Here is a 14,467-nt window from a genome sequence, read left to right as displayed (position 1 = left end):
AACAGTGCTATCAAAAAATATAGATGTGGAAACAAAATGGGATATGATAATATTATGAGATTTTTTGAAGATCATAAGGAAGAAATTGATTACATTGAGATTTTTTGGAATATGATGAGCAAATTAAAATATCGTTTAGAAAAGAACAAAAAAGTAATGGGAGCTGTTTATCTTTAAATGTTTTAATCAAAATAGAGAGTAGAATTGATATAGTTTCGATGAACAGAATTACTCAAGCCTCATTGATAATTGTTGAAAACTATGCCGGAAAAATCAATAGAGGTTATTTTGAGGTTTCGGTGTACTTTCGAAATGGTGTGCAAATGTGGTTGAATGTGCGGAATAAAAAGTACTTGGCTTGTAGATAAAGTGAAACCCTGTTTCAAAGATGAAGCAGGGTCATTTTATGATTTAATTTTTAACCGGCAGTAACAGGCGCAGCCCGTTTAGTATGACAATCAAGGTACTTCCTTCATGAGCAATGACACCGATTGCAATGTCCATTTTGCCTAATAGGTTAAGGACCACCAGAAGAGCAACAACCATCATGGAAAAAATAATGTTTTGCCAGACAATTTTATTCAGTCGTTTAGAGACTTTATGTGCGTAACTGAATTTTTGAAGATCGTTGTTCATCAGAACGGTATCAGCAACATCAATGGCAATATCTGTTCCGTCGCCCATCGCAAAACCGATATCTGCAGTAACCAGAGCCGGAGCATCATTGACACCGTCACCTAGCATAGCAGTCATACCAAATTTTTTCTGGTGCTCTTTAACAATTGTAGATTTATTTTCCGGCAGAACATTTCCGGCAACTTCGTCAATACCAAGAACTTTTGCAACAGCCTGCCCGGTTTTTTCGGCATCTCCGGTAATCATGGTTGTATGGATATTTTGTTCTTTCAGATAAGAGATCACTTCTTTAGCTTTTGGATTTGGAATAGCCATCATAGCTATTAATCCTACAACGGAGTCGTTTTCACTGAAATAGATGACCGTTTTTCCTGATTCAGAAAGCATTTCTTTTTTTCGATGGATAATTGGTGGAACCTGTTCAAATAAATCAGGTTTTCCTAATCGGTAGTTTTTGTTGTCATAGTGAGCCAATAAACCTTTTCCGATTTCATTTGTTACTGCCATTTTAATTGCATCAACAGGAGGGAATTTAGCCAAAATAGCATTTGCTAAAGGATGGTTTGCTTCTTTTTCCATGGAGGAAAGAACTTTAAGCCATTTAGCTTTAGCTTTCTTATCATCTGTATGAAAATAATAATCAGTGACTACAGGTTTTCCTTCAGTCAGAGTGCCTGTTTTATCAAAAGCAACAGCTTTGATGTCTGCGAGATTTGACAAAAATGTACCGCCTTTGAAAAGGACTCCTCTTTTAGCAAGATTGGAAATACCAGCTAATGTAGCCGGAACAGCGCTGGCAGCAAGAGCACAGGGAGAAGCAGAAATCAGTAGAACCATTCCCCGATAAAAACTTAGTTCCCAACTCCAGCCTAACAGGAATGGTGCTGCAAGAATGAACAGAGGCACAATAATCAGAACAGCTGTTACATATTTTGGTTCCAGTAATTTGATTTTAGTAGCTGTTTTAGAAAGGTTGGACTGAGACTGCTCAACCAGCTTAAGAATTTTTGCAAAGACGGTATCTTTACTGTCCTTTGTAACTTCCATTGTGAAAGAACTGGTACCGTTAATTGTACTGCCAAAGACAGTATCACCAATCGTTTTTTCTTTCGGAATACTTTCGCCATTAATTGATGCTTCATCTATAACTCCGGTTCCTGAAAGAATCACACCATCTGTAGGAACCTGATCTCCATTTAGGACCTGCAATTGATCGCCTATTTGCAGAGTAGAGACAGCAACCAGTTTTGTTGAGCCATCCTCTTGAATCAAACGTGCTTCAGTTGGATTCATTTTTAATAAATTAGTAATTTCGCGTTTACTTTTACCTTCTGCATAATCTTCAAGGAAATGTGCACCAGAGAAAATCAGGATCAAGAGAGCACCCTCATCAAAATCACCAATAACGGATGCAACCAGAGCAGCAAGAGTCATCAAAATATGCACATTGGGCGTAAATCTTTTCTTTGCGATAGTATCCTTAATGGTATCTCCAAAACCTTCCATAATAACATGCTGCCCGGCAGCAATCATGGAAAAAATATAAAGAAAGATTTGCAGAAAACTGTCTTCTTTTATAGCAAAAGCAGCAAGATAGGTAATGAGACCTGCAAAAAATAATATAGTGGATGTATTTCCGTGACCATGATTATGACCGCAGTTGTGGTTATGTTCATGTATTTCAGTGTGTGTATGTTCCATGTCTATTCACCCTTTCTTTCATAGATAAATTCCATAATATATTCGATTGAACTAGTTATATGATTGAATGTTCATGTATTCATGATTATTATATATGAATGTCTGTTCATGTGTCAAGAGTAACCATTGAGAAAAGGGAAAGAATATGAAAAAAGAGGGATAAATAAATCTGGAAAAGATATAAAAGAGGGAAAGAGAGTCAAGTTTTATATAGGAAGGAGAGGGAAAATAATTTAGTAGTATTATAAGCGGGAGACAATCGCAGAAAGATTGTCAACTCCTTTGCGAAGGTCAGTATGTCCACAAACTAAGTAACAGGTATCGACTCGAGAAAAATCAACGAGCATCAGTTATTCATTCCTAACTTTCCAGTAAGAACAATCATTTCAAGAAGGGGAGATAGGAAGGCAAAGGGGGGAAGAAGAAACATGAAACGAAACAATCGTCTACTTTGATAGCTTTAGTATAGTGATTATTTCTTATGATTAGTATGCGTTCGTTTATTTCCCGCTCACCTTACATGAAAAAATCAGACAGATTTTGAGGTCCGTCCGATTCTATGCATAATTCATTTAGCTTAACCAACACTATTGATATGAAGAATCAAAAATATTAAGTTTATTTAGCTTCTAATAGTTGATTATAATTATTGGCAATCAAGTATGTTTTATCTCCAAAAAATATGAGCTGCTCAGTCTCCATTTTACTATTCAATTTTGTACTTGCTAACCCGATATCAATCGCACCAAGTTGTGTTTCAATCGGGTTAGCATTATCTGTTGCTGTTGACTGTGTATAACTTACAGATGCTCCTGAAACATACTTACTTAATGCTTTAGTACCAACTGTATTATATTTTTCTAAATCAAAACTCATCCACACATCATTAGCTGTAATGTAAAGTCGACCATCATTAGGATTATAACTTATACTTTGAGCTGGATCAATTCCCGTGCCATCTGATTTTGTGTCTCCAAGTATATTTTGGATAACAATTGGATTTTGCCGAATATTTAGTTGCTCATTTGCAACTTTGACTTGATAAACAGCATATCCATACCACCCCTTCTGATTTCCAGAAGATTTGCTGTACGGAATCACAAAGTATCCAGTATCATTATCAACCATGGTAAAGTTTTTAGGCATAAGTGAAACACCCGTTGCTTGTTGATGATCATTCTTCTTAAACGTTCCTGATACAACATCTGTAGCAGTTAACAAAGTGCGTGTTGCTGTGTCCTTATATTTCGCTGTCGTACCGGTATTTTGTGGTCCTTTACCTAAAGCATAGCTATAAGAAAGCTTGGTAAGCGTTTGAGTCGTAAATTCTTTATTTGTTGTTAGAACATAAGGAGTATCATCCACTACCGTTAATACCGCACCATGAACGATTGGCAAAATCTCACTTAGCGCAATTTGTCCACTATCTAAAGCTTTTTTAACATCCTCTGTCGTTAGCCAAAGTGGGGTGTTTTTATTGTCAACTTGTTCTTTTCCTTCGGTAGATGTCAGATATTGAACAAAACTAGCCGAAATCCGCATGACAAAACCACCCAAATTTTTTGCGTCATTGTCGCTGTCATAAACAACATATAAATTGCCTTTTGTATCCATTGCTGCTCCTTGTTGAGCATCCATTTTGTAAGTTGTACCTTGCCACTCAAGGGTAGCACCTGTATCTGCGGTACGAATCAATCTCATTTTTGAAACAAACTTAGCATCTTTACCATTAGTAGCTGCTCCTGTTGTAGTTAATCCATTCCAAGACCATGACACCGGTTCCGTCTGTCCGTTTTCTGTACCTTGGTATAAGTCAATACCAGCTTTATAGGTAAAAAGATTTCCGTACGGATATGAATTCGACGTTCTTTCGCCAAACTGATCAGAAATTATTTCATTAGGCTTAGATATTGTAATCGCTTTAGGTAGGATACTCTGATCAACTAAAGGAGTTGTATTTTTATTTCTTAAGTATGTGACATTGCCTCCCAACACCGAACGATTCAATTTGTTAGATGGATCGTTTGAGTCAAAATACTTTCCTCCATCTACAACTCTTTCATAGACCGAAAAGTCACTTTTTTTTGAGGTTCCAGTTGAAATAGTTCGACCATTTAGCGTCTCTCCATTGGCCCAGTCTTGATTAGAAGTTACATAGACCCAAGAATAAACCCCGGCTCTTAAACGATGGGACAAATCAAACTTAAACCAACCATTTTGGTCTGCTTTTCCATATCCAAGCAAAATACGATTTCCCGCTATATCAATTGAGTTATATGAGATAGTCGCATAAGGCTCTGTATATCCATAATAAGTTAGAGACGTATCATAGCGAGCGGTAGGGTTAGGTAGACTAGTCACTGCATTCCCATTACTAACTAGTGGCGCTGCTTCACTCTCAGTTTGATCAAATCCTAAGCCAATAATTGCTAAGCTTGAAAGTACTACAACTCTGAATATTTTTTTCTTTAAGTCATAATTCATAAATATTCTCCTCTCTAAATAGGCAATGAGCCACCTATTTATTCAATTTTATTTCACAAATAGACGATTTAAAATACTAATGTAACTCGTTTAATGCCACTTGATAACCACCGTCAGCATAAGACAATTGCAATTCCGTTAAATTATAAGAACCATTTTTCTTTAGATACGGAATTACTTTTACGTACTTGCCTTCTAACTCTACTTCTCTAATAAAATAATTAGTAGATTTTTCAGACAATTGCTCCAGTACTTCCGATTTAGTGATTTTTATTTCTTTAATAGCATCTTTTGCTTTAAAAACATTCCGTTTTTCAAAAGTTCTTATAATTACAATCGGATCTGTATCTTCCATATCAGATAAATCAATTGCCTCAAATTTAAAAGAGAAGTATAATCGATCATTCTCTGCCACTTCTATTGCTTCTGAAACAATTTGATTCCATTTATTCTCAATATTCCCGTGTGCACTTACAGTAAGCATTTCATCTTGAATAGAAAAAATTTGAGGGTTAAAGACTTTCCAACTGGAATTTCCAAAGGCAAATTTCGAGTTTTGAATAAGATTTCCTTCAACAATCGTTGGCTCAAGATCAATATTTTGATTAGTTAAATCATTAAATGTGATTGCCAATATTTTTTTTAGAAAGTCATCATAATAATTATGCATGTAATGTACATCATCTAGTCCGCCAAACCTATAATTAGGATCTGCATAATATTTTTTGTCATAAGAAATAGATCTAACATTTGGATTTTTCAGTATATAGTTGTCTAACTCAGACCATAGCTTATTCAATTCTAAATACTCTTCTGGCGTTTTTCTTCCAAAAATATTCACTTTTTTATGAATACTATCCCAGTATTCATAGGTATATCTAGCCTGATTAACAATAATAATCGTCTTTTTCAAATATTTGTTGACAAAAGCAATGAATTCATCCAAAGCCTTTTTAAAAATTTCGAAAAAGGCAACAAAATCTAATTCAACATTATAATGAGCTCCATGATTTAAGATATTCCACAACTCGTTTTTTTTGTAAGAATACTCTTTATTTGTTAAATACGACTCACCAACTTTTATTACACCAAAATGTATATCGGCATAAAAATCAATGATTAAATAATCTGGCTGTGAAAGAACTAAATCATTTAGAAATCGCTTATTCAATTCTGTTCTAAAATGCCAATCAGCAAACTCCTTAACGCTTTCAACGTAATTGAACTTTGTCGAATCATACTCTATTGGTTTTGACATTAAAGAAATGATTGATGTATGAAATTGATTGACTGACAATTTATAGAAATCTTTATAATTAGGATTAAACAAAGAATTGAAAGGATCTCTGGTCATACATGAGCCTAACGTAGATACTTTTATTTTCATATTACGAACCTCCATTTCTTTGGTCCTATTTGGTGCTCTCGGTACTCATATTAATTAATTTATAAAATAAATTTAATGCATTTTCATTGTATGTCGCTACATCAAAACGTTTAAATTTCAATTTTGAATTTAAAACTTGTAACATGGCATTTTTTAAATCTTCCACTCCAGCACTTGAACTCAACAAACCATAATTATTGTCAAGGAGATTTCTATTTTGAGGAATATCAGTAGCTACAATTTTTAGACCTAATGCAAGAGCCTCCAATATAATCATTGGTTGCCCCTCATAAAAAGAGGGGACTACCAAGATGTCCATCAATTCTAAAATTGGGAATGGCTTGTTTGTTTGACCTAGAAAAATAACTCTTTGCGTTAAATTCAAATCATAAACCAGTTTTTCCATCTTTAAAAGTAACGGTCCTTCTCCTAACAAATACAACTTTGCATTCGGGAGCATTTTACTAATCTCGTTAAAAGCCATAATCAAATTTTGGTGATTTTTTTCAGGTGAAAATCTTCCTGCAAAGACATACCGAATTTCCCTGGAATCATTTTCAATTACTACTTGAGTTTCTTTTTTATTTAATAAATCATTTTGTACAGTCATCATTTGACTCAACTGATTCAACTTCAGTGATTGCTTTTTGGACCATCCTAAAACTTGATTTCCGCGAACAATTTGAACCCACAATTCGTTATTAACCATAGTTTCAACGTTAATAATATAATTATTGGAAGGTAGTAGTGGATATGAACTGATTATAAGTTTATGACCCATTATTCCTTTAGGTTCTGAATACAAATCTACAAGTAATGGTCGATCAAGTAAAAGAGTAGATCTTTCTTTTATTACACTTTGACTAATACAGGTATATGTTCGGCTGTTTTTTAATAGAAAGTATACTTGTGAGGGTGATAAGTTAAGCATAGTATGTTGATTAGTTAAACACTCTTTTTTTATCCAACCAATCGATTTTTTCCAGTCATAAATATGACAAAAGGCTCCTAATTGAGTTGAACATATTTCTTTAACCCATACATATCGATTGGACAAGTAACGAACATAACTAATTCCCTTTGACAATTCTTCTTGTTTAGTAGGTAATGTGCGATAAATCAATTTATCATTATTTCTTTTTAAACTAGCAACAATATTTACTCTTTGCTTTGAAACTTCAAATTTTTGCACACTTTGAGGCAAGTTTTTTTGCTCAATCCATCCCAAATATTCAGAATTCAATATTATCTTGTAGTAATATTTACCGGAAAATAAAGCCTCGGCAATGAAAGACAGAATATCTCCAGGTTTAGTGCGCAAATTTTCACCACAAGTAATATTAATATCCTTGTAATTAGCGAATACATGAGGTAAATCTCCAAAATCTTCAACTGAAAAACATTCTTTTTTAGCTACAATTCGGTTGTCGATTCGCGTTTTTTTTTCTTCATTTTGGCTGCTGATGCTAATAATATTCCCTGTATAGGATACTTGTTTGAGCGTTAAAAAACTACGTAACGACTTATAATTGATTTCCATTAAGCTTTTTGAAACACTATTTACTTTATCAAATTCCTTATATAACCAAAAAATCTCATTCAATCGTTTTCCATGTGGCTGATTTCCATCTATTCTCTTTTCGATTTCTTTCGCAAGTTCATTATGCTGATAGATTATCTTTTGTTGAGCATTAGCATAAGCAACTATCCTTGCCCAAGCAGGGCTATAGCCGCTATAATCAATTACACTATCGAACCTTATTCCTGATAAGACACGAGAACTTTCACGTTTAAATGCTTTAGTAAGTTTCCCAGAGCGATTGTTTGCATCTTTTTTTAACTGTTTCTTTTCTTTTTTAGAATACAAATTTCTTCCTGATTTAAAAATTAAACGTACATTGGAATTTATCCTTTTTATACTTTCAACATTACTATCACTTACTGGTGGAATTAAAACTGATACATCTAATTTTTGGTAGTCTAACCTATCTAACAAATTTAGAAAACTTGAAGTAATTCCATTTTTGAGTAGTCCTCCAGAATAAAAAAGTATTTTCTTTTTTTTATCATCAGCTAGTATAATTTCGTTTATAGAATCATTTTGTTGCCCTTTAAAAACTCGTTCTATAATTCTCTTTGAAACATTTCCGTCTTCATAAGGAACTAATTCATCAACAAATTCTCTATATTTCGATACATGCTTAGACTCACACAATTCTAAATTATTAACAGCTTGAATCATTTCTCGAACTGTAAAAACACAATCACCTGGCAGCTCATCCATTTTCCAATACGTGCCTCTATGTTGTTCGTATAACTCCATATCCCAAACATAAAAAATAATTGGTTTTGATGTAATTAAAAAATCAACAAATGAACTGGAAAAATCTGTAATTAAAACATCTGTAATACTTAAAATGTAATTGGGCTCCCAATAGTCTGGTACCAATTGTTTTTTAATTCTTTCATTTTTACAGATACTGTTATACATGTAAGGGTGAACTTTCAAAAAAACGTTGTATCTGCCATGGAACTGACTTGTTAATAGCTCCATTTCATGAATCAATTGTTCAATATCATTTGTAGGATTTTTAATTGATTCACCACGCCAAGTTGGCATATAAAGAATAGTTGGTAAACTTCTATCGAAAATCAAATTGTCCTTTTTTAATTGTCTGAAATATTCATCGTTATCTGCTTTCTTAAAAAAATCAATACGAGGGTAACCTGTTTCTAATACAGTTCCATTGTAAATCCCTTTCAATTTGTAGCTATGCGCAAAAATATTTGTCGTATGAGAATTGGGAGAGAGAATGAAATCTGTCATCAACAAATTCCGTAAGACATTCTGTGAATGAGAAGGATTACCCGGAATGTCGAACCCCATATATTTCAAAGGGGTTCCATGCCATGTATTTAAATAGACTTGTCCTTCTTTTTTTGAAAAAAAAGATTGAAATGTTGAGTTTGTAATTAAATACTTTGCTTGAAGCAAATAGTGAATGTATTTTGGCGTATTTCTTATTACGAACTTAACTTGACTTCTTAATTCAATTGGAATTGAATTTTTTTCAATTAATTGTTCATCATCAATAACCCAAATATGCTTCATATTTCTGTAATCTGGATTTTTAGCTAATTCAATAAATAGTGCTAAAGGAGAATCAACTATTGATTGACCATCCCTTGTTTCATATAAAATTAAATATTCATCAATTGATACATCATCATATTTTTTAGCATAAGTCTCACTTAATTCACTCAAATTCAATCTTTTCATTTTCACCAAACTTTCCACTTAACTCTCAATCAAATTATAAAATTGATTTAAAGCGTTACAATTATACTTTTCACCATCAAATTTCTTAAAATTATTAGTTGAGGTTAAAGCTTTTAGCAAAGCTTCCGAAAGATCATCAGAAAAAAGACCTTTTGTTAATATTCCATAATCATCATTCGCTCCTAAAATTTGTTCGTTTTGAGGAATATTTGAAGCAACAATTTTCTTACCTAGAACTAATGACTCTAACAGTACCATTGGCTGACCTTCATGAATAGATGCTAAAGCAAATATGTCCGATTGACGAATTACACTGAATGGATAGTCGATTTGTCCCGCAAAAAAGACATTTTTCTGTAGATTTAGCATCGCTACCCTGGTTCTTAATTCTTGTTCGAGAGGACCTTTCCCTAATAAAATTAACTTAGCGTTAGGAAATTGTTTTGTTACTTTCTCCATCGCAAATATCAATTCACCTTGATTTTTCTCAGGAGATAATCTCCCCATTGCAACAATCAAAATATCATCTGGCTTAATTTCTTGTCTAATTTCTGATGATAAATCCGATAGAAAGTCTGAATATACAATTTCAACATCTTTTGAAAAACAATATATCGATTTAGATTCATGGAAAATCTTATAAAACATGCCATGAGTATAATTTAGAACTCGTTCAATTTGGAAAGTGTCTGTTAAAGAAATTGTATGTGCTTCATTTAACAAGATATCTTGCTCACTCAAATAGCATTTAAGCTGGCTATCCTTTTTCTTGGCCAATAAGGATATGTCCTTTTCAGATACAAGGTAGTTGATATCTGATTGTTTTTTTTCTACTTTTTTGTTTAAAGATACATCAAATAATTCTTCTTCTGAAATCCATCCGGCATATTCTTGTTTGGAGGATAGCCGATAATATTCTTCTCCATTTTGAAGTATCATTTTAGCATCAACTTTCAATTTGGTATTTGTCTTAATTTTATTGTAGGTCAATTCACCACTAAGTTTTTCAAAAATTTTATTGAATGTACTTATTGAATTCGTTATTTCCAATGAAATCTCTTGATCCAACAAAAATAATTGCTTAGGTAAATTACTATAATGATCACTATCCATATTTTCCAAAGAAAAATCAGTAATAAAATATTCAGAATTTATCCAGCCGTAGAAATGATCATTGAAAAGAAGTCTCTTATAGGTCACGCCATTTAATAAAGTGACCTCATAATCGGTTATAAACTTAAGTCCTGATACTAAATAGCTTGTAGCAACACGAACAGTGGGTTCAAACATACCATATGGATTTAACCAGATAGCATCTCCTGCTTTTACTGCTCCAACACTATTTACATAATTTATATTCTTAATAATTTGCTTACTAACTATTGGAATCATTCCTAGTAATTCTTGTTCGTTATATAATCGAACTTGATTGTTTTCAAAAACTCGATAAATGAGTCCTTGTGTACTTAATATTTTTGAAATAACGAATTTAGGACTAATAAAATTATATTTTTCATAATTGTTGCTTCCAATTAATACATTTTCTAAACTTAATGTCTCAACTGCAATGTCTTCAGCTGTCACAAAATAATGAGAGCCTTCAATCTGAACTTTAAAAATCAATGTATTATGGGATATACTCTGTCCTTCGATAGAACAAGCTTTCGCTAAAAAGATTTCAGAATTAATTTCTTCATAAGAATCTAAACTAATATTTTTATATAACTTAATTACATTTTTCTTAGGAACAAAAAGAACATCTTTTTGTTGCCAATCCATGAATTCATATTTCGAAAATTCGGGAATACGTGTTGCTAGAAAGTCTAATTGATGTTCATCAACCCAACCAATACAATGTTCTCCAAGAGATAATTTACAATAAGTCATACCATCTACAACCGATTTATCCAACACCTTGTAAACGTAATTGACACCTGGAGACCATTCATTGAATTGCTTGTGGATTTGCTGACAACTATCATAAGTCTGGACTGTTGGAAATTTTATTTGAGCATAGATACGCTTATTGAAAATCTTAGCATTTGTCCACTCTTTAAATTCTTCGAAAAGTTCAGAAGCTTCTTGTTCAAATAGTAATTCATTCTTAGTAATTTTTATGTCTGCTATCTCAATCCATCCAATTTTATACTTCTCATATGAACAATGAATGTACGTAGAAAATTTATCAATGGCTATTTCATCAATACGCAGTATACAATTTGAAAATAGTTGAACGTTGAGTGAATTTATTTCGGCACCAAATTGTGGTTGTTTTCTAACATCGCAACTTTGAACGGAATTTGAAAAGATACCACTATAATCAAATTTTGTCCTTCTCGTTAAAAAATGCATATCATCATCAGACATGTAAGGAATTAAATCATGTTCAGATACCCAGCCTAAATATTGATTTTGACATATTATTTTATAGTAAATTGTTTCTGAATTTACATATTCTGCAATAGAACGAACAATCACTATTTTATCAATTTTGATACTTTTTTTTCTGAGAGGTATCTCATGAAGAGTGTCAAACGTGGTTAACGATGTATTGGGCATTAAAACCCAAATTTGTTCATGCTTATTAATTTCAATATCTGAATCAGCTTGTGGGCGATTTACAATTTTTTCTATATTAATCGAATTCTCCACAAATCCCATTTGTGAAGGTTTTACATATTCCTTCAATCCGTCCAAATTAATATTCATCAGGTTTTTAGATACAGAAATGAGTGAATCAAATTTTGGATACAAAGAAAATAATCCGAGCAGATCATTTCGGATGGTATATTCACCATTTACCTTTTTATTTATTTCAGAATATAAATCATTATGCATGAAACAAATTTTCTTTTTAGCACCAACGAAAAGTAAATATTTAGCCCAAAAATAGGAATAACCGTCAAAGTTGATTGTCACATCGAAATGTAAGCCAGCAAATAATCTTTGGGCTTCTCTTTTATAACCCAATTCAGGCAAATATTTATCTACTTCACTTGGCATATGAACATTCTTTAAATATCTATCAAAAATATTTTCTTCAAATGTATATATTGGCAAGCCTGGTTTAAACATTTTTCGAACATGACGATTCATTTTATTCCAATTTTTTACTATCTCTGGGTTTGTTGAATCATGTAGGAAAGCAGTAACATCATACTTATCATAGTCTATTTGATCAATCAGATTTAAAAACGAGTTTGTAATACCATTGTCAATCATGCCGCCTGGATGAATTAGCAATTTGATTTTTGATGTATTTGCTTTAACTTCTTTCATACCATTCGTTTTATTGCTTTTGAAAATTCGTTCCACATATCTCTTTGTGACATCTCCATCATCATGACTCACAAAACGTTTCTGACATTTTTTGTAAATTTCTTTATGGTCTATCTCAATTTGAGTGATATCCTTAATCGCATTAATTAGATCATCTAAAGTATAAACAGTTGGACCTGGCAATTCGGAAGCATCAAAATACATTCCACGTTCATTTTCATAAATGTCATTGTCCCAACAATAGAAAAGAATTGGTTTTCCTGTTAAAAGAAAGTCAAAAAAGACACTTGAATAGTCTGTAATCATAATATCTATAATCTCAAATAATTCATTTGAATCAAAATCATTAGGAATTAGTTTCCCTTTAAAAAGAGAACTTTGATCTGCTTTATCAAAAACATAAGGGTGAACTTTTAATAAAACATTATATGAGTTTCCTAGTTCATTTTCTAATAATTTGATTTCGTTACTAAGAGTTAAAATCATATCTGTTGGTGCGCCAACGTCAGATCCTCGCCAAGTGGGCATGTAGCAAACAGTTTTTTTCGTGCGATCATAATCTATCCCCCGATCAGTTATATCTTGTTGCACTTTTTCAACCAAGCCAGTAAATAACGAGTCATTTCTAGCGTGTCCACCTTCCAAAATTGTTCCTTCCCATATACCATCAAGTTTGTACGAATGGAGAAAGAGGTTTGTCATATGATCATTAGGTGACAAAATATAATCAGTCATCAGAAAATTCCGCATCACATTCTTAGCGTTCATTGGATCTTGAACATAGTCAGATCCCATATGTTTCAGAGCAGTTCCATGCCAGGTATTGATATAGATTTGACCTTCACGTTTCAAATAAAATGAATTGAAAGTACTATTATTAATTAAATATTTTGCTTCCAATAACGCATCCATGTATTCAAACGTATCTCGAATAATTAATTTAAGATTAACTTCAGGATATTTTTTTTGTAACTCAAAAAAAACACCTTTTTTTTCAGCAGTAAAAACAATTTGATGCTCAAAATTTTCAAATTCTTTTTGGCTTATCATATACTGGAAAATTGCAAAAGGGGAGTCTGTAAAAATAGTGCCATCTCTAACTTCATAAAGAATGACGTTTTCATTTATTATTGCCGAATCGAATTTAGAAGCATAGTATGTTCTAAGACGAGCCTGCAAATTGTTTTTCAATTGTTCTGTCACTTGTTTACTATATTTTTCATACCAATTCGTTTCATTTTTCTGAGAAATTTTTTCTTTACTCTCAACATTAAATTTATCACGTAATTTACGTCTCATATCCTCAGGGAGGTATGTTCTAAAAGTTTTTCTAAGCCATGATAGTTCATTTTTCTCCATTTAGTAAAATCTCCTCAATATTATTTCGTGCGAGTATGGAAACATGCCAAGGATGATAGACACTGAGGTTTTCTGGAATCAAGAATTCTGGATTCCTTCAGCTTTTTCTTCTCAGGTACTCTTATTATAATAAGTAACTATCCTTGAGTTTATTGGGTATCTCCTCTATCTCATTAGAAAAATGAGAACTGGTTGAGTCAGCTAGGAGAGAGGGGTACTCCGTTTTCTCAGTTAGTTTCCGTACTCACTTATTTCAAGCAACAGATAGCAACTAACAAAATGATCAGGAACTTTTGACATTTAATTATTTCCATGAATAGTTGAATCTGCTCATTCTTTTT

At 32.6% G+C, this 14,467-nt stretch carries 6 protein-coding genes; 1 reads left to right on the top strand and 5 read right to left on the bottom strand.

From position 1 onward, the window contains the following. The first annotated feature begins 36 nt into the window (after positions 1-36). On the top strand, positions 37-177 hold the full coding sequence (locus LI951_RS12675; RefSeq protein WP_229442422.1) for a hypothetical protein: 141 nt from the start codon (positions 37-39) through the stop codon (positions 175-177). Between the two features lie 234 nt (positions 178-411). On the opposite strand, the gene LI951_RS12670 is transcribed toward LI951_RS12675, so the two are convergent. From LI951_RS12670 to LI951_RS12650, 5 genes are all read right to left on the bottom strand, one after another. After that, positions 412-2,337 (bottom strand): heavy metal translocating P-type ATPase, encoded by a 1,926-nt coding sequence (locus LI951_RS12670; protein ID WP_229442421.1) that lies wholly within the window; start codon positions 2,335-2,337, stop codon positions 412-414. A gap of 618 nt (positions 2,338-2,955) precedes the next feature. Continuing rightward, positions 2,956-4,821, bottom strand: coding sequence for a hypothetical protein (locus LI951_RS12665; RefSeq protein WP_202067862.1), 1,866 nt, complete (start codon positions 4,819-4,821; stop codon positions 2,956-2,958). Positions 4,822-4,897: 76 nt separating this feature from the next. After that, positions 4,898-6,208 carry a DUF6270 domain-containing protein gene (locus LI951_RS12660; RefSeq protein WP_229442420.1) on the bottom strand — a complete coding sequence of 437 codons (1,311 nt, stop codon included), beginning with the start codon at positions 6,206-6,208 and terminating at the stop codon, positions 4,898-4,900. A 25-nt stretch (positions 6,209-6,233) separates the two neighbouring features. Continuing rightward, a complete protein-coding gene (locus tag LI951_RS12655) occupies positions 6,234-9,488 on the bottom strand; it encodes a CDP-glycerol glycerophosphotransferase family protein (protein ID WP_229442446.1) in 3,255 nt (1,084 codons plus the stop codon). Positions 9,489-9,506: 18 nt separating this feature from the next. Further along, positions 9,507-14,126, bottom strand: coding sequence for a CDP-glycerol glycerophosphotransferase family protein (locus LI951_RS12650; protein WP_229442419.1), 4,620 nt, complete (start codon positions 14,124-14,126; stop codon positions 9,507-9,509). Positions 14,127-14,467: the final 341 nt, after the last annotated feature.

Origin of the sequence: Enterococcus sp. BWT-B8 (assembly GCF_020567625.1) — a bacterium.
Taxonomy (GTDB): domain Bacteria; phylum Bacillota; class Bacilli; order Lactobacillales; family Enterococcaceae; genus Enterococcus_L.
Note: the sequence above shows the minus strand (reverse complement) of the source record. Positions and strands in the feature narration are given on the sequence as shown.

What these genes read in the sequence shown, in the direction of transcription:
- LI951_RS12675 (WP_229442422.1), top strand. Translation starts at nt 37, where the DNA reads ATGGGATATGATAATATTATGAGATTTTTTGAAGATCATAAGGAAGAA.
- LI951_RS12670 (WP_229442421.1), bottom strand. Translation starts at nt 2,337, where the DNA reads ATGGAACATACACACACTGAAATACATGAACATAACCACAACTGCGGT.
- LI951_RS12665 (WP_202067862.1), bottom strand. Translation starts at nt 4,821, where the DNA reads ATGAATTATGACTTAAAGAAAAAAATATTCAGAGTTGTAGTACTTTCA.
- LI951_RS12660 (WP_229442420.1), bottom strand. Translation starts at nt 6,208, where the DNA reads ATGAAAATAAAAGTATCTACGTTAGGCTCATGTATGACCAGAGATCCT.
- LI951_RS12655 (WP_229442446.1), bottom strand. Translation starts at nt 9,488, where the DNA reads ATGAAAAGATTGAATTTGAGTGAATTAAGTGAGACTTATGCTAAAAAA.
- LI951_RS12650 (WP_229442419.1), bottom strand. Translation starts at nt 14,126, where the DNA reads ATGGAGAAAAATGAACTATCATGGCTTAGAAAAACTTTTAGAACATAC.